Annotated in this window: 18 protein-coding genes; 8 read left to right on the top strand and 10 right to left on the bottom strand. The window is 65.4% G+C overall.

Annotated features, from left to right (window positions below):
* Positions 1-224 precede the first annotated feature (224 nt).
* Genes ACM43_RS30555 through ACM43_RS30545 form a run of 3 tightly spaced genes read right to left on the bottom strand, consistent with a single transcriptional unit; the run spans position 225 to position 3,683 of the window.
* The gene (locus ACM43_RS30555) at positions 225-809 is read right to left on the bottom strand and encodes a DUF1254 domain-containing protein (RefSeq protein WP_271545207.1); all 585 of its coding nucleotides are present in this window, start codon (positions 807-809) and stop codon (positions 225-227) included.
* Positions 806-1,384, bottom strand: a complete 579-nt coding sequence (locus ACM43_RS30550) for a DUF1214 domain-containing protein (protein WP_271545206.1) — start codon at positions 1,382-1,384, stop codon at positions 806-808. Before ACM43_RS30550 ends, ACM43_RS30555 begins: the two co-directional genes overlap by 4 nt.
* Positions 1,385-1,394: 10 nt before the next feature.
* Complete coding sequence (locus tag ACM43_RS30545) at positions 1,395-3,683, bottom strand: transglycosylase domain-containing protein (RefSeq protein ID WP_271545205.1); 2,289 nt, start codon at positions 3,681-3,683, stop codon at positions 1,395-1,397.
* 292 nt (positions 3,684-3,975) lie between these two features.
* On the opposite strand from ACM43_RS30545, the gene ACM43_RS30540 reads away from it, so the two are divergent.
* Both ACM43_RS30540 and ACM43_RS30535 read left to right on the top strand, forming a co-directional pair.
* Positions 3,976-4,491 carry a YcgN family cysteine cluster protein gene (locus tag ACM43_RS30540; protein ID WP_157282462.1) on the top strand — a complete coding sequence of 172 codons (516 nt, stop codon included), beginning with the start codon at positions 3,976-3,978 and terminating at the stop codon, positions 4,489-4,491.
* Positions 4,492-4,647: 156 nt separating this feature from the next.
* Complete coding sequence (locus tag ACM43_RS30535; protein WP_271545204.1) at positions 4,648-6,231, top strand: MDR family MFS transporter; 1,584 nt, start codon at positions 4,648-4,650, stop codon at positions 6,229-6,231.
* 1 nt (position 6,232) lies between these two features.
* Here the strand turns inward: ACM43_RS30535 and ACM43_RS30530 are convergent, their stop codons facing one another.
* From ACM43_RS30530 to ku, 7 genes are all read right to left on the bottom strand, one after another.
* Positions 6,233-7,882, bottom strand: a complete 1,650-nt coding sequence (locus ACM43_RS30530; protein WP_271545658.1) for an alpha/beta hydrolase — start codon at positions 7,880-7,882, stop codon at positions 6,233-6,235.
* Positions 7,883-7,965: 83 nt separating this feature from the next.
* Positions 7,966-10,458 (bottom strand): GAF domain-containing sensor histidine kinase, encoded by a 2,493-nt coding sequence (locus ACM43_RS30525; protein ID WP_271545203.1) that lies wholly within the window; start codon positions 10,456-10,458, stop codon positions 7,966-7,968.
* Between the two features lie 104 nt (positions 10,459-10,562).
* Complete coding sequence (locus tag ACM43_RS30520) at positions 10,563-12,197, bottom strand: thiamine pyrophosphate-requiring protein (protein WP_271545202.1); 1,635 nt, start codon at positions 12,195-12,197, stop codon at positions 10,563-10,565.
* A 441-nt stretch (positions 12,198-12,638) separates the two neighbouring features.
* On the bottom strand, positions 12,639-13,040 hold the full coding sequence (locus ACM43_RS30515) for a hypothetical protein (RefSeq protein WP_157282466.1): 402 nt from the start codon (positions 13,038-13,040) through the stop codon (positions 12,639-12,641).
* A gap of 350 nt (positions 13,041-13,390) precedes the next feature.
* Positions 13,391-13,555, bottom strand: coding sequence for a Flp family type IVb pilin (locus ACM43_RS30510; RefSeq protein WP_036005811.1), 165 nt, complete (start codon positions 13,553-13,555; stop codon positions 13,391-13,393).
* Between the two features lie 260 nt (positions 13,556-13,815).
* Positions 13,816-14,052 carry a hypothetical protein gene (locus tag ACM43_RS30505; RefSeq protein ID WP_128262589.1) on the bottom strand — a complete coding sequence of 79 codons (237 nt, stop codon included), beginning with the start codon at positions 14,050-14,052 and terminating at the stop codon, positions 13,816-13,818.
* A gap of 59 nt (positions 14,053-14,111) precedes the next feature.
* A complete protein-coding gene (gene ku / locus ACM43_RS30500) occupies positions 14,112-15,113 on the bottom strand; it encodes a non-homologous end joining protein Ku (protein WP_271545201.1) in 1,002 nt (333 codons plus the stop codon).
* Positions 15,114-15,342: 229 nt separating this feature from the next.
* On the opposite strand from ku, the gene ACM43_RS30495 reads away from it, so the two are divergent.
* From ACM43_RS30495 to ccmI, 6 genes are all read left to right on the top strand, one after another.
* Positions 15,343-15,498, top strand: coding sequence for a hypothetical protein (locus tag ACM43_RS30495; RefSeq protein WP_167361642.1), 156 nt, complete (start codon positions 15,343-15,345; stop codon positions 15,496-15,498).
* Positions 15,499-15,738: 240 nt separating this feature from the next.
* The gene (locus ACM43_RS30490; RefSeq protein WP_036005801.1) at positions 15,739-16,413 is read left to right on the top strand and encodes a response regulator transcription factor; all 675 of its coding nucleotides are present in this window, start codon (positions 15,739-15,741) and stop codon (positions 16,411-16,413) included.
* 109 nt (positions 16,414-16,522) lie between these two features.
* Positions 16,523-17,899: a sensor histidine kinase gene (locus ACM43_RS30485; RefSeq protein WP_271545200.1), complete on the top strand. Its 1,377-nt coding sequence runs from the start codon at positions 16,523-16,525 to the stop codon at positions 17,897-17,899.
* 161 nt (positions 17,900-18,060) lie between these two features.
* The gene (locus ACM43_RS30480; RefSeq protein ID WP_271545199.1) at positions 18,061-19,461 is read left to right on the top strand and encodes a hypothetical protein; all 1,401 of its coding nucleotides are present in this window, start codon (positions 18,061-18,063) and stop codon (positions 19,459-19,461) included.
* 98 nt (positions 19,462-19,559) lie between these two features.
* Positions 19,560-19,829, top strand: a complete 270-nt coding sequence (locus tag ACM43_RS30475) for a hypothetical protein (RefSeq protein ID WP_157282472.1) — start codon at positions 19,560-19,562, stop codon at positions 19,827-19,829.
* Positions 19,830-19,961: 132 nt separating this feature from the next.
* Entirely contained in the window at positions 19,962-21,068 is a 1,107-nt protein-coding gene (gene ccmI, locus ACM43_RS30470; RefSeq protein ID WP_271545198.1) for a c-type cytochrome biogenesis protein CcmI, read from the top strand.
* The last annotated feature ends 37 nt before the right edge of the window (positions 21,069-21,105 follow it).

Here is a 21,105-nt window from a genome sequence, read left to right as displayed (position 1 = left end):
GGACACGACGGAAAGATGCGCCAAAGACAACACCCGCGACGGACGGCTCCGTGCGGGTGTGACGAACTCTCGATGATGCCAGTATGCCCCTGTTTTGCCCGACGAGTCAAAGGTACGCACGCGTCCCCGGCAGTATCGTTGCGGTCGGCGGAAGAGCGTAACGATTTCAACGCCCCGCTACTGTGCATGGGGTTGTTTTCGCACTTTTTGTTTGGCGGCCGCGCTCACCGCCGGCTGCGCGGTGCCTCGGCCTTGGCCGGCGGCTCGGTCTGCGGGGCGCAGGTCGCAGCCTGAAGCGAGCCTTGCGCCTGCTGCATCAAGCCGGGCTCGGGCGCGAGCGCCTTCATCAGGATCAGGCCGGTCGTGGTCGGGGAATCGATGATGAGGCGGTCGGCCGCGGTGACCTCTTCGTCCTCTGGCAGCTCGCTATGCTGCGCTTCCGTCATCAGATCGAGCTCGATCACCTTGCGGCCCGCGGAGCGGTCATTGATGGCGTAATAGGCGATCTCGTTGCGGGTGTAGAACGACACCGAGGTGTAGGCCTGGCTCACCGGCACGGTGAGCTTGATCGGCCCGCCAGACAGATCATAACGACAGATCGCCAGCGCGAAGGCCGGATCCATGAACGGCATCGGCGAATTGTTGGGATCGGCGAGGGGAAGCTGGGTGACGGCGTTCACCCTGGTCATCGGCGTCAGCCGCGAATAGGCATCCTGCGTCGCGATCCGCGGCAGCGCCAGCACGCTGACGAGATGGACCACGAGGCCCAGCACCACGCCAGCGACGATGGTGAAGACGAGCCGGATCATGAGCAGCCCACCGTGGTGATGCTCGGCATCGGCGCATCGCGCTGGGTGCGCGTTCCAACGCCGACCGGCGTGTCGTAGAGACGCAGCATCAAGGCGTAGCGCTCGATGCCGCCGGTCGGCAGCCAATTGCCGGCGCGCGAGCGCGAGGCGATCCGGATTTCGAACGAGCCGTCGGAGGAGCGCACGATCTCCTGGCTGGTGAAGCCGTAGCGCTGCAGCGAATTGGCGACGAGATGGCCCTTGCGGTCGTAGAGCGTCAGCGTCCAGAACCGCGCCGGCGGCGTCACGCCGGAGATGACCACGTCGCAGCGGCCGTCGAGCGCCTTCTTCCTGTCGTCGGTGGTTGCGGTGAAGGCGACCCCGTCGCCGGTGCCGATCGGCAGCTCGCCGTTGCGGACGATGGTGGCGCGCGAATAGGGATCGACGTCGGCGGTGCCGGTGCGCGGCCGTGCCGTCCAGGGGCCGATGGTCAGCGCGCCGATCTCGGTGCCGCGCGTCGTGGTCATCCACGTCGCGCCGACGCCGACGACCGTCGCGAGAAGAAGCGCCGTCAATGTGGTCAGGATCAGCCGCACTTGCTTTCGATCAGTTCTTGCGCGGGGCGGAGGCGTTGGCGTTGTCTTCCGCATAGTTCTGCGGGAAGGCGAGCGCGCTCGCCGACGAGGACGGCCTCGCCGGATTGCTGTCATTCGCCGTCGATTTGTTCGCGGCCTTGGCCGCATCATCCAGCAGCTTCTCGACCCGCACCAGGATGTCGGCGCCGCGCTTGGTCAGCACCGGCGGCGGACCGGGCTTGGTCTCGAGCACTTTCGGCGCCGCGTTGGCCTGCGCGTTGCTCACATGCTGCGGCGGCAGCTTCTGGCCCATGCCGATGCCGGGGATCTCCCGGACCTCGACGCCCTGATGCGCCACGAGCATGATGTCGTGCCAGGTCTGCGCCGGCAGCGAGCCGCCGGTCATGCGGTTGGTCGGCGAATAATCGTCGTTGCCGTACCACACCGCGCAGGTGAAATTGCCGGTGAAGCCGACGAACCAGGCGTCGCGATAGGCATTGGTCGTGCCGGTCTTGCCCGCGGTCGGAATGCCGTCCAGCGCGGCGCGGCGCGCGGTGCCTTCGCTGACGACGTGGCTCATCATGCCGGACATGTCGGCGGCGACGGAGGCGGGGATCGCCTGCCGCGGCTTCGGTCCGTCGCGGTCCCAGCGCCAGACCAGGTCGCCGGCGCCGGTGCGCACCTCCAGCACCGCATGCGGCGTCACCGCCTTGCCGCGGTTCGGGAAGGTCGCGTAGGCGACCGCGTGCTCGAGCACTGTGACTTCGTCCGAGCCGATCGGCATCGACGGCGTGTCGGGCAGCGGCGCCTTGAGACCGAAGCGGCGCGCGACCTCGACGATCTTCGCGCGGCCGACCTTGGCGGGGTTCTGCGTCTTGGGCTCGTTCTTCCGGCCGATCTCGATCGACAGCTTCACCGGCACGACGTTGATCGAGCGGGTGATCGCCTGCGTCAGCGTCACCGAGCCGGAATAGGAATGGCCATAGTTCTGCGGGCACCAATTGCCGATGCAGACCGGACCGTCGACCACGACCGAGTTCGGCGTGTAGCCGTTCAAGAGGGCCGTGGCGTAGACGTAGGGTTTGAACGAGGAACCCGGCTGGCGATAGGCGTCGGTAGCGCGGTTGAACTGGCTGGCGCCGTAGTCGCGCCCGCCGACCATGGCGCGGACGCCGCCGTCGAGGTCGGCAACGACGGTCGCCGCCTGCGTTGCGTGGTAGTCGCGGCCGAACTGGCGAAGCTGGTTCTCGACAGCGGCCTCCGCCGCCTTCTGCAAGTTGGCGTCCATCGCGGTGCGGACCACGAAGACGCGCTCGGTGTAGGACTTCGGGAAGGTGTCGACCAGCTTGCGCATCTCGTCGAAGGCGTAATCGAGATAATAGTTCGGCGAGGCCTCGTCGCGGCGGTCGACGGCGAAGGCCGGGTTGCGGCGGGCGCCGAACACCTGGCCCTCGGTCATGAAGCCGGCATCGACGAGGTTGTCCAGCACGACGTTGGCGCGGGCGCGGGCGGCGGGCAGGTTGATGTGCGGGGCGTACTTGGTCGGCGCCTTGAACAGGCCGGCGAGCATCGCCGCTTCCGCCAGCGTCACGTCGCGCGCGGACTTGTTGAAGTAGAAATGCGCCGCGCCGTCGACGCCGAAGGTGCCGCCGCCCATATAGGCGCGGTCGAGATAGAGCTTGAGGATCTCGTTCTTGGTCAGGCGCCATTCCAGCCAGATCGCGAGGAAGGCCTCGTTGACCTTGCGCTCGATGGTGCGCTCGTTGCTCAGGAACAGGTTCTTGGCGAGCTGCTGGGTGATCGAGGAGCCGCCCTGGCGGACGCCGCCGGCTTGCGCGTTGGTGACGAGCGCGCGCGCGGTGCCGGCGATGTCGATGCCGAAATGCTCGTAGAAGCGGCGGTCCTCGGTCGCCAGCGTCGCCTTGATCAGCACGTCTGGAAAGTCTTCCAGCGGAATGGAATCGTTGTGCTTGATGCCGCGGCTGCCGATCGGGTTGCCGTAGCGGTCGAGGAAGCTCACCGCGAGGTCGGACTTCTTCAGCCAGTCCTCGTCCGCGGTCTCGCGGAAGGCGGGAATGGCGAGGGCGAGCATCACGACGAGGCCGCCAAGCCCGAGGGTTGCGGCCTCCGAGAACGGCTCGATGAACACCCAGCGCTTCCACCGCCCGACATAGAAGCGGTCCATGAAGGTCGAGTAGCGCTCGTAGAGCTCGCGGATGCCCTTGGCCGAGGAGAACAGCGAGGAGTCGATGCGCGCATCGAGATCCAGGAAGAAATTCCGGATCCTCTGCTTCCAATGCGGTGGTATGATCTGGCGCACCTAGAACCCTTGCGGCTTGCTTCGAAAGCGTTCAAGCACCCGGCCGGGGCGGCATCGAGACGTCTTGCGGGTATGTTGCGGCAAACCCAAGGCGCCCGGCCAGCATCCGAGGGACTTGCTGTTCCTTCTAGCCGAGCGGGGCTCATAAACCAATGGCCACGCTCGCTATTTTGAACAACAGGCCTAATTGACCCCGGATCATTACGGGCCTCAAAGGGGCCTCGCTTGCACCATTGCCGCCGCGCGCCCTAGATGGCGTTGCCGTAGCTCTATCGAACTGTTGTTGAGGCGCATGACCGCAGCTCCCAAACGATCTCAAGGCCAGGAAGGATTCTTCTGGAAAACCAAGACGTTGGAACAGATGTCGGAGCGCGAGTGGGAAAGCCTGTGCGACGGCTGCGGCCGCTGCTGCCTGAACAAGCTCGAAGACGAGGACACCGGGCAGATCTACTTCACCCATATCGGCTGCAAGCTGCTCGACGGGACGAGCTGTGCCTGCAAGGACTATCCGAATCGTTCCGACAAGGTTCCGGACTGCGTCCGCCTGACCCCGGCCAATGTCCGCACCCTGAACTGGCTGCCGCCGAGCTGCGGCTACAAACTCGTCGCCGAAGGGCGCGACCTCTATTGGTGGCATCCGCTGGTTTCGGGTGACCCCAACACCGTGCACGAAGCCGGCGTCTCCGTGCGCGGCCGCGTGGAAGGCAGCGAGGAGGAGGTCCCGGACGAGGAGCTCGAGGACCACATCGTGCAATGGCCGGCGACCTTGCCGAAGCGAGCGCGCTTGAAGCGACGTCCGAAGGACTGATCCGCCGCCGCGCCGAGGTCACGTCTTTGCGATGACCTCAAGGCGGGATGCACCCATGCGTCGCGGTGCCTGCCTGGGAAGAAATTTCCCCTCTACATTGGGCTGCATAGTACGAATCCTTCGCGGTGTTGCACCGCGTCACGACGCCCGATCGAGATGAACAAGTTCGACCGGCAGAGCGATTCTGCCGACATCCAGGCCTTGCCCGACGATATTGCCGAAGAGCTGTCCCGCCTGCCGAGCGAGGTCATCAGCGTCGACGACGCGCCCTCGATCGCCCCGCCGGTGCCGCTGAGCTCCGACGAAGTCCGCACCATCGTCATCAGCCTGATGCTGACGATGTTCCTGGCCGCGCTCGACCAGACCATCGTGGCGACGGCGCTGCCGACCATCGGACGCCAGTTCCAGGACGTCTCCAATCTCTCTTGGGTGATCACCGCCTATCTGCTCGCCTCGACCGCGGTCGCGCCGGTGTTCGGCACGCTCAGCGACATCTACGGCCGCCGCGTCATGATCATCATCTCGCTCAGCCTGTTCGTCGCGGGCTCGGTGCTGTGCGCGATCGCGCCGAACATGCCGATGCTGATCCTGGCACGCGGGCTTCAGGGCCTCGGCGGCGGCGGCATCATGCCGGTGGTGCAGACCGTGATCTCCGACGTGGTGAGCCCGCGCGAGCGCGGGCAGTATCAGGCCTATTTCTCCAGCGTCTGGATGGTCGGCGGCATCCTCGGCCCGGTCATCGGCGGCGTGTTCGCCGAGCATCTGCACTGGTCGATGATCTTCTGGATCAACCTGCCGCTTGCGGCCGCAGCGCTCGCATTGCTGCTGCCGAAGATGAAGAAGATCCCGGTGTTCCACCGCAAGCGCAAGGTCGACTGGCTCGGCGGCGTCTTGCTGATGGCGTCCGCCGTGGTCTTCATGCTGGTGCTGACCTGGGGCGGCACGCGCTATCCCTGGCTGTCGCCGACCGTGCTGGCGATGGTGGGCGGTGCCGTTGCGCTCGCGGTGACCTTCGTATGGCATGCCCGGCGGGCCGACGAGCCGTTCCTGCCGCTGCCCTTGCTGACGGGATCGGTGGCGCCGTTCGCGCTGACCGCGGGCGGCTGCGGCCTCGGCGCGATCACCGGCCTCACCGTGCAGCTGCCGCTCTATTACGAGCAGGTCTATCATCTCACCGCCAGCGAGGCGGGGCTTGCGCTGATCCCGCTTGCGGCGGTCTCGACCGTCGGCGCGGCCGTCGCCGGCCGCACCATGGCTCGCGCGAAACACTACAAGCGCGTCGCCATCATCGGCACGTCATGGGCCGCGTTGTGCGGTCTCGCCCTCACGGTCACCACCTTGCCGCTCTGGGGTCTGCTGCTGCTGATGGCCGCGTTCGCGCTGGGACTCGGCACGACTTTTCCGGTATGCGTGGTCTCGCTACAGAATTCGGTGGCGCGTCCGCAAGTCGGCACCATCACCGGCGCGATGAACTTCTTCCGCTCGCTGATGTCCTCGTTCACGGTGGCGGCCTTCGCCGCGATCCTGCTCATCGCGCTCGGCACCGACATCCCGCTCGCCGGCGAGCATCACGCCGCGGGCGCCGTCGCGATCCCCGCCGACGACATGCGGCACGCCTTCCGCTACGTGTTCGGCGCCGCCACCGCGCTGATGACGATTGCTGCGCTGTGCCTGATCGCGATGGAGGAGCGGCCGCTGGCCGGACCCTCGGCCAAGCAGCCAGTGGAGATGGCCGAGTAGGCTAGCCGCCTCGATCGGCGTAAGGCTCGTTTGCGACATTGCCCTCGGCGGCCTTTCGCGCCGCCGCCGCAAGATGGGTCTTGAGCTGCGCCAGCGCGTCGGCGGACCAATCATGGACATCGGTGACGGCGACCCAGGCATCGACGTAATGTTCGGGCGCGTAGACATGGCCAAAGCCCATCGGGGTATTGGTCGCGACTGCCATGTCGAGGGCGAGCTGCAGCATCGTCACGACTGGATACCATCGCAGCTCCGGTGACACATCCGGCCCGCGCGGCGCCGTCATCCAGTCAGGGGCCCGATAGGCGTCGCGATAGGCGAAGAACGTGATCGCGTCGCTCGCATATTGCAGATAGACGATGCGCATCGGACCCCAGGGCGCATCTGCCGGCACCGTCGGTCCATTCTGGTTCATGAAGCGCACGAAGCGGCCGTCGCGGAATTCCGGCAGCCAGGCCGGCGTGCCCGGATTGCGGTTTGCCGTGATCGAGCGCCAGATGCGACTTTCGAACGGCGCGCCGCTCAAAAGTGCGCCCGCAATCGGATCGCCGATCATCTCAAACAGCTCTGCGGATTTTTCCGAGTTCATCGCGCCGAGGCTCAGTCCGTGCAGGTACAGCTTCGGCCGCCGGTTCTTCGGCAGCGTCGTCCAGTAGCCGTAAATTTCCGAAAACAGGGCGCGCGCCGCTTCTGCACCGGATTCGGGCTGAAACAGCAGCGTCAGCGGACTGTTGAGATAGGAATACTGCATCGCGACACTGGCGACGTCGCCATGGTGGAGATATTCGACGGTGTCCATCGCGGCAGGGTCGATCCAGCCGGTTCCGGTCGGCGTAACGACGATGAGTGTGTCGCGATCAAACCCGTGCTGCCGCTTGAGCTCGTCGAGCGCAAGCCTGGCGCGCGCTTGCGCCGTCTCGGCGCCGCCAAGGCCGACATAGACCCGCACGGGCTCCCGCGCGGGCCTTCCTGTAACGGCGCTGATCTCAGTTGCGGTCGGCCCCGAGGCGATAAATCTGCGCCCCATGCGTCCAAGCTGCGTCCACTTCACCAGCGAGGCGGCACTTCCCGTTCGTTCGGGCGCGGTCGGCTGCGGCCGCTCGGGCTCAAGCAAGGCGTCGACTTCGCGAAAGGACAAATCGAGCGCGTTGAACGCCGTGCGGATCAGGACATTGCTGGCGATCGACCAGAACAACAGGCCCGCGGCGAGCACGCCGATGACGTTCGCGATCCTCCGCGGAATGACGCGCCTCGCACGCGCGGCGATGAGGCGCACGGCAAGCGCGAACAGCCGCGCCAGCACCAGCAGCACGACGAACGTCATCACGGCGATGGCGCAGACCTTGAGCGGATGGGCGGTCTCGACTGGCGCCATCTTCATCACGGTGCGGATCGAGTTCTGCCATCCGGCTGCCCGCCACAGAAAAACAATGACGACGAGCAGGCAGGCGGCCGCCACCAGCGCGTTTGCGGTCGATCTCAGGCGCGCCGGTGGCTCGGGCAATTCCAGATAGTGCCACAGCCAGCGCCAGACGTTGCCGGCGAGATAGCCGATCCCGAAGCAGGCGCCGGCGATGGCGCCCTGCGTGAGATAGCTCCGCGGGATCAGCGTCGGCGTCAGCGCGGCTGCGAAGAACAGGGCACCGAGCATGAGGCCGACGCCGGAGAACGACAGCAATTGCCGCCGAATGAGCCACGCCAGTTTGCCGAAAGCACCCACCGCGCGATTCAACCTCAGCTATTGTCTGACAGACCACTCTTGCGCGGCAGCACGATCGTGAATTCAGTAAACTTGCCCGGCTCGGTCGCGACGTCGATCGTGCCGCCGTGCTGCTTCACGACGATGTCGTGGGTCATCGACAGCCCGAGGCCGGTGCCTTCGCCGGCTGGCTTGGTGGTGAAGAACGGATTGAACATCTTCTCCTTCACATCGTCGGCAATGCCGGTGCCGTTGTCGCGGATCGCAATCTCGACGTTATCGCCGCGATCGCGCGTCGCCGCGATCACCGTCGGCTCGTAACCGGCGGCACCGTCGGCCTTGCGCCTGATGACCGCGTGGAAGCCGTTCGAGATCAGGTTCAGGAGCACGCGGGTGATTTCCTGCGGAAACACTTCGGCCTGTCCGGCCGCTGGATCGAGCGCGCGCTTCAGCGTCACGTGGAATCCGGGCTTCTCGGCGCGTGCGCCGTGATAGGCGAGATTCAGGCTCTCCTCGACCAATGCATTGATGTCGCTCAGCCCATGCTCGCCGCCGCCTTCGCGCGAATGCAGCAGCATGTTCTTGACGATGGAATCGGCGCGGCGGCCGTGCTGCACGATCTTGCCGAGGTTGTCCTGCAGAAGCCCCGTCAGCTCGTCGACCTCGCTGCGGACATTCTCGGGGAGCGGGACCGGCGCGAGCACCTCGTTCAGCTCCTCGGTCAGCTCGGCAGACAGCGAGGCGAAATTGTTGACGAAGTTGAGCGGGTTCTTGATCTCGTGCGCGATGCCGGCCGTGAGCTGGCCCAGTGACGCCAGCTTCTCGGTCTGGATCAGGCGGTCCTGCGCGGCGCGGAGATCATCGAGCGATTTGGCGAGCTCGCTGGTGCGGTCCTGAACCTCGTTGAACAGGCGCGTGTTCTCGACCGCGATCACGGCCTGGTCGGCAAAAGTTTTGAGCAGGTTGATCGCCTTGTCCGGGAAATGACCGGGCTCCCGCCGCGTGACGGCGATGGTGCCAATCGCAAGGCCATCGCGCAGCATCGGCACCACGAGGATGCTGCGGTAACCGCGTGTTCGCGCCAGCTCCTTCATGGCTTCGGTAAGATCAGGCTCGTTCTGCATGTCGCTGCGGAAGGCATACTCGCCGCTGCTCGCCACCCGACTGTGAATGCCCGACGAGGACAGCGGCGCCGGAAACGAGCTCAGCAGATCCGCATTGCCGGCCTCATTGTCGGTCGTGAAGGCGGCCAGATGCAGCATCCCGTCGACGACGCGGGTGACGGTCGAGGAGTGCGCTCCGATCAGCGCCTTGGCGCTGTCGGAAATGGCCTGGAACACCGGCGTGACATCGGACGGTGAAGCCGCGATCACCTTGAGAATGTCGGCAGTCGCAGTCTGACGTTCCAGTGCTTCCTTGGTCGCGTTGAACAGGCTGACATTCTTGATCGCGATCACCGCCTGGTCGGCGAAGGTCTGCAGCAGGCGCACATGATGCTCGGCGAAGTTGCCGATCGCGCGGCGCGTCGCGATGATGATGCCGATGGCTTCGCCTTCGCTCATCAGCGGCGCGAACAGCATGCTGCGATAGCCGCGGGCCCGCGCGATGTCGCGCGCGGCCGGCTCGACCTCGGTGTCGGGCAATTGCGCCGCGGTACCATTGGCCACCAGCTGGTAGGGCGGAAACTGCGCGAACGGCACCGGGAACGAGGCCTGGAGCACGCGATCGCCCGCGGGATCCGTCGGCGTGAATGCCGCAAGGTGCGCGGCGCCGTCGACATAACGCAGCACCGCGGTGGAGAAGCCGCCGATCAGCCGGTTGGCGTTGGTGGCAATCGCCTCGAATACCGGCTGCACGTCGGACGGAGAGGCCGCCATCACCTTCAGGATATCGGCCGTCGCGGTCTGGCGTTCCAGCGCCTCCTTCGTCTCGTTGAACAGGCGCGCGTTCTCGATGGCGATCACGGCCTGGTCGGCGAAGGTCTGCAGCAGCTCTACGAGGTCGGGCGCGAATGCACCCGTTACCGTGCGTGTGACGCTGATCATGCCGACCGGCACGCCCCGGTTCATCAGCGGCATGAACAGCACGCTGCGGAAGCCGCGCAGCCGCGCCAGCTCCCGGTTCAGTGCCGGGACGTCGGCCGCCTCGCTGTCGGGAAACTGGATCGTCTGGCCGTCGCGCACGAGGCTAAAAGTCGGGAAGTCCGCGATCTTGCGCGGGAACGACGCCTTGAGCCCTGCGTCCGCCTCCGGGGTGGTCGGCGTGAATGCCACGAGGTGAAGCTCGTCGCCGATGAACTGAAGCACGGTGGCGGAGAAGCCGCCGAGCAGGCGCTTTGCGCTGGCGGCGACCGCCGTAAAGACCGGCCGCGCATCGGACGGCGAGGCCGCGATGGTACGCAGGATCTCGGCGCTGGCGCTCTGGCGATCCCGAGCCGTCGCAAGCTCGGCCCGCAGCTGCGCAATCTCGGCGGCGGCCGACCGCAATCGGCGCTCGAGTTCCTCGATTTCCTGCAAAACGGTCGTCATTCCCGGTCCAGCTTGATGCCGCGGCGTGCGCGGCACCGGGCCGGATTATCACAACTTCTGCGGCCGGAGCCAGCGGCTCGCAGCCGTGCCCGCATCGGCTCCGCTCACGTGCCGGGCCGCGACACCTCGGTCTCCTTGGCTGTGATGAACTCCAGCAGCACCGGCACGCCTTCCCTCGTCTTCGCGATGCCGCGCTTGATCGCGGGCACGATGTCCTCCGGCCGCGTCACCCGCTCTCCGTAGCCGCCGAAGGCGCGGGCCATCGCGGCGTAGTCGCCGGAAATGTCGGTCGAGCGATATTTTTCGGTCGAGATCGGCATCACCTTCAGCTCGATCGCCATCGAGAAATTGTTGAGCAGGATCGACATGATCGGGATGCGCTCGCGCACCGCGGTCTCGAAATCCATGCCGGTGAAGCCGATTGCGGCATCGCCCCAGACGTTGATGCAGAGCTTGTCGGGCCTTGCCAGCTTGGCGCCCATCGCAAGACCGAGGCCGTAGCCAAGCTGCGTGGTCTTGCCCCAGCCGAGATAGGTGAGGGGTTCGACCGCTTTCCAGAACGGCGAGAGCTGGTCGCGCGGGCTGCCCGCATCGTGGGTGATGATCGTATTCTCGACGTCCACGGTGTGCTGGAGATCCCACAGCACGCGGTAGGGGCTGAGCGGCGCGTCGTTGCTGGTCAGCTTCGGCATCCATTTCGTCAGCCATTCCTTGTGCGAGGCTGCGATCTCGGCCGCGACGGCGGATGCATCGCGATCCGCGGTGACGGTCTTGCCGATCTCTTCCAGCAGCGCGTCGAGCACGAGGCCGGCATCGCCGACCAGCCCGATGTTCGCTTCCACATCCTTGTTAAGATGATTGGGATCGAGCGTCGAATGAATGATGGTCTTGCCCTTCGGCATTGCAATGCCGAAATTGGTCTCGGTGAAGGAGCAGCCGATGCCGAAGATGACGTCGGCCTCGGCCAGAAACTTCGGCACCGCGCGCGGCACTGCGAGGCCGCCGGAGCCGAGCGACAGCGGATGCGTCTCCGGAAACGATGATTTGCCGCCCAAGCTGGTGGTGACGGGGATCGCCAGCCGCTCGGCGAGCCGTTTCAGTTGCGGCCAGGCCTGCGCGTAATGCACGCCCTGGCCGGCATAGATCACCGGCCGTTTTGCGTTCACGAGCAGGCTGGCGGCTTCCTTGACGTGAACGGGGTCGGCGCCGTAGCGGGTGCGCAGGACCGGCGTGTAGTTCAGCGGCTCCGGCACTTCCTCGTTCCACATGTCCGAGGGGATCTCGACGATGACGGGCCCGCCGCGGCCGTTCTTCAGCCTGGTGAAGGCGCGGCGGAAGATGTTGACGACTTCGGTCGCGAGGATGATCGGCTCGGACGATTTCGCGAACGGCTTCATCGCCTCGGTGGAATTGAAGTTCGGCTCGATATGCGCCAGCCTGCGCTGATAGCCCATCGGCAGCACCAGCACGGGAACGGATTCGCCGAAGCACTGCGCCACGCCGCCCATCGCATTCTCCGCGCCCGGCCCGTGCTGCATGCAGAAGGCGCCGATGCTGCGCCCTGACGTCACCCGCGAGATCGCATCCGCCATGTGGATGCCGACGCGCTCCTGCCGCACCATCACCGGGCGGATCTCGGCCTTGGCCGCGTGCTCGATCAGATGGTTGACCGGATAGCCGCAGAGGATCTCGATCCCCTCGCGCCTCATGATTTCCGCAATGGCGGTGCCGAGCTTCATGGCGTCTCTCTCCTCAGGCTAAGGCCGGTTGATCCGGCTTGTTGGGAGGAGAGGATCAGGAATTTCCGGAAGCGTAAAGCGCGGCTCCTTGGCTACGCAGGTAGGTCTGCCATGCAGGACCGCTTCGGCTCATCTCGTCGAGGCAGTCCATTCCTCGCCGATGGCAGCTCGAAAGACGCCCGGAGGAATCTTTCCAACGTCTGCCGGCGCGAGCTTGCTGAGAGGAGGACCGCATCTGTCGACGAAAAAGTCGAAAGTGTCGCTGCGCGTCCCAACGCCCGCCGTTTGCGCTATGGATGAATACGCACGCACGCAAGTCTTGAAATCGGAAATCACCTGCTGCAGTTTCTCGTTCTGTTCGGCGGGCGCGGACGTCGGCCAAGCTGCGGTCGCAAGCAGAAGAATGGTCGGGGTTGTTAACTTGATAGGCCTTCAGATGTCCTATTTGCAGTTCTGACAGATCGTCAGCTTTCGCTTCAAAGCCTCGTCTTCCTGATCGAAAGAAGAGCCAGCATCCTGGTTGGATCTGACTTCCTTTGCCGCGCGCGACCTCGCAGGCGGTGTCACCTCGCCGGGTGCGGCATTGTCCTCGGTGACGCTGAAGCCGTCATAATCGCCACCCGGGTTGGGCGCCTGCGGAAGCCCGCCGACCACAGGTGGCGAAACTTCTCTGGCGGAGGTGGCGGGTGGAACTCTGGAACGTGTGGCGCTCGTGCGCGGCGGCGATGCCTCGGGCGCGGCAAGCGACACCGGCGGCGCCATCGAGCTCTGCCCGTTCGCGCCGTCGTGCGGCCAGATGCCGGCCAGCGTGAGGCTGAGCGCCAGGAGCGTCGAGCGTCTCATTGTCATCCCTTCAAATAGATCTGCTTCAATGATTGAAGGTACGGCACTTCGCGCCGCGCCGAGAAAATATTAACCCTCACATGGCGTGCAAAATTGACGGAAATGCGGTGCGAGTGGCCGAGTGCCACGACCCCTTGATTTGCCCGCCGGGCGAAACACGCCAGCGCTGGGTCAGTCGCGCGCGGCCAAAATATTCGTATTTACAGAATTTCTGTTTTACCGTACAGCGCTGGCGGCGCCACCGCATCCCGGTCCGCGTCTCGTGACGGTCGCGAAACGCCCCTTGTGGCGAGCCGGGATGTTTCGTCGGCACGCCAGGTTGGCTGCAGGGCGAGGCCGTCGGCCGGCCGTTACTTCATCGCCGTGCTGACCGAGTTGAACTTGTTGTTGAGCAGCGCAGCGCCCGTGCTGTTGACGATGGTCACGATTGCCAGAGCGATCCCAGCAGCGATCAGGCCGTACTCGATTGCGGTTGCGCCATTCTCATCGGCAAGGAAGGACCTAAGCAGACGCATTGCCAACTCCTGTTCATCCGATCCGATGGATGGTCGCGTCGTTATCGGACTTGCAAATCGATCGAACAAATCTTCGAGCGCGCCAAAACGCGGCGATCGCACCTTAGCTCGTACGACGGCATTCATTAAATTAGGGTTCCGTCGATCCGTTCAAAATGAAGTCAAACCGACAGCCCGGGTGCATTGCCCCATTGGCTTGGCCGCTTAACCGATTGTTGAGCCTGTTCGTCAACGAATAGGCAAGGATGTCTCGATCGCGCTCATCCGCGCCGGCCGTCCGCATTCAGCGCCCGCAACATCGCGATGCGGGCGAACATCACCCAGCCGCCGCCGGTCTCGGCCGCATTGATCAAGGTCTCGATCGCCGTCTGCCAATGCGCTTCGTGCTGGGCGTCCTCGGGCAGCTCCATGATGTAGTCGGCGGCTTCTTGAAGCGTGAGCAGCTTGCGCTTGTTGCTCACGCGGACGGGATCGTCGAAGGTCGTCGACCAGGGCATGTCAGGCCGGCCGGTCGGCGAGGGAAGACATCACGGCGTGATCGCGGGGTGTGGTGCTGTTAGCCGGCCTTCTTTGCCCGCGCCGGCGCGCGCACCGGCTTGTCGGCGGCCTTCTTCGGCGTGGTCGCAGCCCTCGCCGCAGCTTCCTTGCCGCCCTTGCCCGATATCGGCAGCAGCATCTCGCGCTGGCCCTCGACGCGCTTCTTCGGCTTCTTGGCCTTGGTGTCCTTGGCGGTCTCCTTGGCCGTGTCCCTGGCGACCTTCGCCGCGGGCGCCGCGTCCTTCTCGTTCGCGATGCTCTTCTTCAGCGCGTCCATCAAGCTGATGACGTTGCCGCCGGTCTTCGGTGCGGCCTTGGCGGTAATCGGCATGCCGCTGCGCTTCTTGTTGATGAGATCGATCAGAGCGGTCTCGTAATGATCCTCGAACAGCTCGGGCTCGAACGCGCCGGACTTCTTCTCGACGATGTGCTTGGCGAGGTCGAGCATGTCCCTCGTCAGCTTCACGTCCTGGATGTCGTCGAAATATTCCTTCTCGCTGCGGACCTCGTAGGGGTAGCGCAGCAGCGTGCCCATCAGCCCGTTCTCGAGCGGCTCCAGCGCGATGATGTGCTCGCGGTTGGTCAGCACCACGCGGCCGATCGCGACCTTGTCCATGCTGCGGATGGTCTCGCGGATCACCGCATAGGCGTCGTGGCCGACCTTGCCGTCCGGCACGAGGTAGTAGGGGCGGATCAGATAGCGGTTGTCGATGTCGGCCTTGGGCACGAACTCGTCGATCTCGATCGTGTGGGTGGAATCGAGCGCGATGTCGTCCAGCTCGTCCTTGGTGACCTCGATATAAGTGTCGGTGTCGACCTTGTAGCCCTTGACGATGTCCTCGGAGGTCACCTCGTCGCCGGTCTCGGCATCGACCTTGAGATACTTGATGCGGTGGCCGGTCTTGCGGTTGATCTGGTTGAACGAAACCTTCTCCGTATCCGAAGTGGCCGGATAGAGCGCGACCGGGCAGGTCACGAGCGACAGACGCAGAAAACCCTTCCAATTGGCGCGGGGGGCCATGGGCTACTCCAGACGCAACAGCGGACAAGCTTTGAGGATACCATCGCCCAGTTGCGAATCATAGCAACCGCCGGCGCGGAATCTTGCAACGGCGTTAATCGCCGCCTGCGCCGTGTTTGCCGGGCGGGCCCATGGACCGGAACATCGCCCGAGATGACGCGTTGCCCCGGCAATTCATCGCCGAGGAGGTCGCGGCCATCCGACGCGACAGCCACAGATCGAGGTCACCATGGCAACCAGGCGAGAGCAGAACCGGATCGTTGAAACTCCGACCGAGGCGCGCCAGGGCGAGCCCGGACCTTCGGTGGCGGCGCTGCTCGCCATCTCGACCGGGCTTGCGATCCTGATCCTCGCCGTCGTCTGGTTCGTGTTCTTCCGGACCTGACGGCGGATCAGCACGCCGGCACCTTCCGGCTCGCCGCGCGATGCGGCACGTTGCGCCCACCATGCCGCCGGCTCCTCCGGCGGCATGGTGGGCGCAGTCGCATTTGTGCGCGCCAGGTCGTATATGACCAAAAAGTAACGTAGCCCGGTTCCCTGCGTTCATATTCAGTTCACGCCGGAATTGCTCATCTGTGGCGGTGTTCATGTCGCCTGTTCTTGCAGCCTATCCTTGGAGAGAAGCGTGCGCCTGCTCGTTGTTGAGGACGACCCCGATCTCAATCGCCAGCTCACCAAGGCGCTGACCGACGCCGGCTATGTCGTCGATCGGGCTTTCGACGGGGAGGAGGGGCACTATCTCGGCGACAACGAGCCGTATGACGCCGTGGTGCTCGATATCGGCCTGCCGAAGAAGGACGGCATCTCGGTGCTGGAAGCCTGGCGCCGCAACGGCCGCACCATGCCGGTCCTCATCCTCACCGCACGCGACCGCTGGAGCGACAAGGTGCAGGGCTTCGATGCCGGCGCCGACGACTACGTCGCAAAGCCGTTCCACCTCGAGGAGGTGCTGGCGCGCATCCGCGCCCTGCTGCGCCGCTCCACCGGCCATGCCCAGAGCGAATTGACCTGCGGCCCGGTGACGCTCGACACCCGAACCGGCCGGGTCAGCGTGTCGGGCAATCCCATCAAGATGACCTCGCACGAATATCGGCTTCTGGCCTACTTGATGCACCATTCCGGGCGGGTGGTCTCGCGCACCGAGCTGGTCGAGCATCTCTACGACCAGGATTTCGACCGCGACTCCAACACCATCGAGGTCTTCGTCGGCCGCATCCGCAAGAAGCTCGACGTCGACATCATCCAGACCGTCCGCGGTCTGGGCTATCTCCTGACCCCGCCGCCGGCCCCGGGCGCCTGAGGCGTTCCGGCCTTTGAAGTATCTTGGCTTGACGGGAGGCCGAACAGGGCCCTTGGTCCGGTCATGACGTCCGACCACCTGCCATCCAGCGCCGCCCGGGATCATTCCGATGGCCGCTAGCTCGCTTGCGAACCGACTGTTCCTGTCGGCGACCGCCTGGCTCGTGGTGATCCTGGCCATCACAGGCGTGGTGCTGTCGTCGGTCTACAAGAACGCCACCGAGCGCGCCTTCGACCGCCGGCTCAATCTCTATTTGCGCACCCTCATCGCCGAGGTCGCAACGCCCGACGAGCCGCCGGACCGCCAGTTCCAGTCGCTTGGCGAGCCCCTGTTCGACCTGCCGCTGTCCGGCTGGTACTGGCAGATCACGCGGACCGACACCGAAAAGCCGGAAGTGCGCTCCTCGCGCTCGCTTTGGGACAAGAAGCTACCGAAGCTCGAAGAGCAGGGTGCCGAGCTCACCGCCGCCGGCATCCGCCTCGCCTATGTCGACGGGCCGGAAGGGCAGAATCTGCGCATGGTGGAACGGCCGGTCGATCTCGGTGCCGACGGCAAATTTCTGGTCAGCGTCGCCGGGGATGATACCGAGATTTTCGACGAGACACGCAGCTTCGACTACTATCTCGGCGGCACCTTCACGGCGCTCGGCATCGTGCTGCTGCTGACGACCGTGTTCCAGGTCCGTTTCGGCCTTGCACCGCTCAAGCGCATCTCGGACGCGATCGCCGACATCCGCTCCGGGCGGGCGGAACGGCTCGAGGGTGAATTCCCGGTCGAGATCGCGCCGCTGGCGCGCGAGACCAACGCGCTGATCGACGCCAATCGCGAGATCGTCGAGCGAGCGCGCACCCATGTCGGCAATCTCGCTCATGCGATCAAGACGCCGCTTTCGGTCATCGTCAACGAAGCCAGCGCGCATGCCGCCGATCCGTTCGCGGAGAAGGTGATGGAGCAGGCGGATGTGATGCGCGACCAGGTCGCCCATCATCTGGAGCGCGCCCGCATCGCGGCACGGGTCTCGGTGGTCGCGACCGTGACGGAGGTGGCGCCTGCCATCGAGGGACTGCGGCGGACCATGGAGAAGATCCATCGCGACCGCGGCATCGCGGTCGAGGCCAAGGCCGATCCATCCGCCAAGTTCCGGGGCGAGCGGCAGGATCTTGAGGAGATGGTCGGCAATCTCGTCGACAATGCCTGCAAATGGGCGGCCTCGCGCGTCCTCATTGATATCCTCGTCGAGCCGCCACAGCGGGCCGGCGCCGGCCCGCGTTTGCGGGTCATCGTCGACGACGACGGCCGCGGCCTGTCGGAAGCCGAGCGCGCCCAGGTCGCCCGGCGCGGCCAGCGCCTCGACGAGTCCAAGCCCGGGTCGGGACTGGGGCTGTCGATCGTGACCGACCTCGCGGCCCTCTATGGCGGCAGCCTTTCGCTCGGCAGCGCCCCGACTGGGGGTCTGCGCGCCGAGCTGGTTCTTCCCGGACTATAATCCCTTGTTTCGACGACAATTTCCGGCGCGGCTGAGGCTCCTCGAGCGAAGCATGGGAGGCATTCGAGGCAGCTTCCTAAACGGCTTCTTAAGTGGGGACCCCCTATGATCGCGCCGGACCCATCCCATGTCCGCCATTTTACCGTGCATTACCCGGGCGCATGAGCCAGACATCGATCGAGCGGCTGAGGGAATATCTCGCGCAGCTCCCGCCGCAGTCGCAGGCACTGCTGATGCGGGAGTTCGAGCGTGCGCTGGAGCGCGGCCAGGACACGGCCGTGGCCACCCTCGTGCTCGAGCAGCTGCGCAAGATCGTCCGCAAGAGCGAGGCCGACGAGGCTTTGCCGCCGCGCACGGACGATCTGTCGCGGCTCCTATTCCAGGTGTTGGAACCGTTCCTCGTCGAAGCGGGCACTCCTGTCAGGTCCGGCCAGATTCGCCGCTCCTCGCTGCAGCCGATCTGGCAGTGGCTTGGCCGTGACGGCGCACCGGACAAGGTGAACGAATTCGAGGCGGCGCTGGCGCGCATGCCGGCGGACAGTGCTGGTCAGGTCGAAGCCCTGGCGCAGAAGCTTCAGGCCGTGGCCGCGGATGCGATCTTCGAGCTGACGGGGCCGGGCGGCGGCGACAAGTCCCGGGCGCTGGCCCGGGTCGGACCGCCCAACGTGATCGAGGATCTCTATTCGATCGGTGCGGTGCTCCAGGTCCGGGACGCCATTGCGACATTGAACGAGAAACTGCCGCGCACCTTGCGGGCCTTCGGGGATTCCCAGATCGCCTCGGTGACGTCGGCGCTCAACATTCCGGCGCTTCAGACGCCGCAGATGCTGCCTTTCGCCTTGTCGATCGTCGTGCAGCGGATGACCGCGCCCTGGCAGATCATCCGCCTTGCGGTGAAGATAGCGGCGTCCGATGACGAGATCCGCGTCGCGGCGACGCCCTACGGTGTGGCCGTCACGATGGCCCTGCATGATCTGTCCTGCGTCGCCGCGGTCCTGCGCATGGACATCAAGCGCGGCCATTTCGACCATGTCGCCGGCAACCTCAAGACGCTGCACGACGGCGTGCGCGGACTGCGCACCGAGCTCGACCTGCGCAACGATTCGGCCTGGGGCAAGCAACTGACCTCGATCCGGGCCGACATCTCCAATGCGCTGCAGTCCGAGATCGACAGCGTTCCCGGCCGCGTCCGCCGCATCCTGCGCCAGCGCCCCGAAAAGGACATTCCGCCGGGCGCGCGGATCGACAGCACCGAAGTCGAGGAAACGGTGGCACTGATCGACTTCGTCGCGACGTGCCGCAACTATGCGAGCGAGCTTGCGATCAACGAGGTGACGCTGCGTACCTTCTCCGATCTCCAGCAATATGTGGAACGGTCGACCGAGCAGCTGGTGCAGTCGCTGCGTGCCGCCGATCACAAGGTCCGCACCTATCGGCAGCAGCAGGTGCAGGCCGCGATCCGCTTCTGCCAGGTGCTGTTCGGCGACGATTACGCCTCATTGATGAGCCGGGCCGCCGAAAATGCACTCACGGGCGAGCGCAAATCGTCGCGCGCAGGCTGATCGGCGCGCATTTTTTCTGATCACAATTTTAAGTTGACGACGCCGATGGCGCACCGTACTTTCGCAGTGCAAGTCTGGAAATTTCCATCTGTAGACGCATGAAACCGGTCATCAGCTCGATTGAAATTGAGAACCGCGTCCTCGTTGCCAAATATCAACGGCTGATGGTTGGAGCCAAGGTGGTGCTGGTCGAGAAGGCCAGCGATCGGCAGCTGCCTGAGACCGCCACCAGGGTTGCATCTCGGGTTCCGGTCGGAGCGCTGCGCATCAGATTGCCGGATGCAATCAAGCCCGGAACATACTTCCTGAAGGCCTTCGACGGGCACGGCGAGCAGGCCGCGCAAAGTATCGACTTCGAGATCGGCTAAGCCGTTGGATTTTCACCTTTTCGGGACGACCCGCGGGTAGCGCCGCCTTGACAATTGTCAATTGCCGCATCCTCCGGCCGTGGTGTAAAGGCACCTACAGGCGCGGTTCGGGCGCCGCCGGAAGCTTGCCAGATGACGCTATGGTTCGTGTTCGCGCTGATGACGGTCGCGGCGATTTTCGCCGTGCTCTGGCCGCTTGGCCGCACCAGCCGCGCGCAAGATCAGGGCAGCGAGGTCGCGGTCTATAAGGACCAGCTGGCCGAGATCGAGCGTGATCTCGCCGCAGGATTGATCTTGGCGCCGGAGGCCGAGGCTGCGCGCGTCGAGGTCAGCCGCAGGCTGCTCGCGGCGGCGGCCAGCGAGCCGGCAACGGCGCCGAAGTCGAACCTCAAATGGCGCCGTGCGGCGGCCGTGCTGGCGCTTGCCGGACTGCCGCTCATCGCGGCCGGCGTCTACATGCCGCTCGGCTCGCCCCGGCTGCAGGACTTTCCGCTTGCGCAGCGGGAGCGCGGGGGTGGCATGGCGCAGTCGCTCGAGAACCTCGTCGTGCAGGTCGAGCAGCATCTGGAGAAGAATCCGACGGACGGGCGCGGCTGGCACGTGCTCGCGCCGGTTCTGGAGCGGCTCGGCCGCTTCGACGACGCGGTGCGCGCCTATCGCAACTCGCTCACCTACAATGGCGAAAGCGCGGAGCGCAGGTCCGATCTCGGCGAAGCGATCTCGGCTGCCGCCGGCGGCGTGGTGACCGCCGAGGCCAAGGCCGAATTCGAGCGCGCGCACGCCTTGAACGCCGACGATCCCAAGGCGAATTACTTTCTGGGCCTTGCCGCCGAGCAGGACGGCCGCAAGGACGACGCGGCCAACATCTGGCGTGCGCTGCTTGCGAAAGCGCCGGCGGATGCTCAGTGGCGTGCCCTGGTGCAGTCCTCGCTGGCGCGGGTCGGTGGGGGCGGCACGCTGCCGGCGCTGTCCGACGAGACGATTGCTGCCTCCAAGGACATGGCCGAAACCGATCGCAACGCGATGGTGCGCGGCATGGTCGACCGTCTGGCGACGCGGCTGAAGCAGAACGGCGACGATGTCGAGGGCTGGCTGCGTCTGGTGCGCGCCTATCTGGTGATGGGCGAGCGGGACAAGGCAATGGGCGCTTCGGCCGATGCCCGGCAGGCGGTTGCCAGCAACGCCGAGCGGCTGCGCCAGCTCAACGAAGGCCTGAAGACTCTCGGGATCGGCGGATGATGATTTCGGGACGAGAGATGCGGAGAACGGATACGCC

The sequence above is a fragment of the Bradyrhizobium sp. CCBAU 45321 genome (genome assembly GCF_028128975.1).
GTDB lineage: Bacteria > Pseudomonadota > Alphaproteobacteria > Rhizobiales > Xanthobacteraceae > Bradyrhizobium > Bradyrhizobium yuanmingense.
The sequence above is the reverse complement of the archived record's forward strand: the minus strand, read 5'-3'. Positions and strand labels throughout refer to the sequence as shown.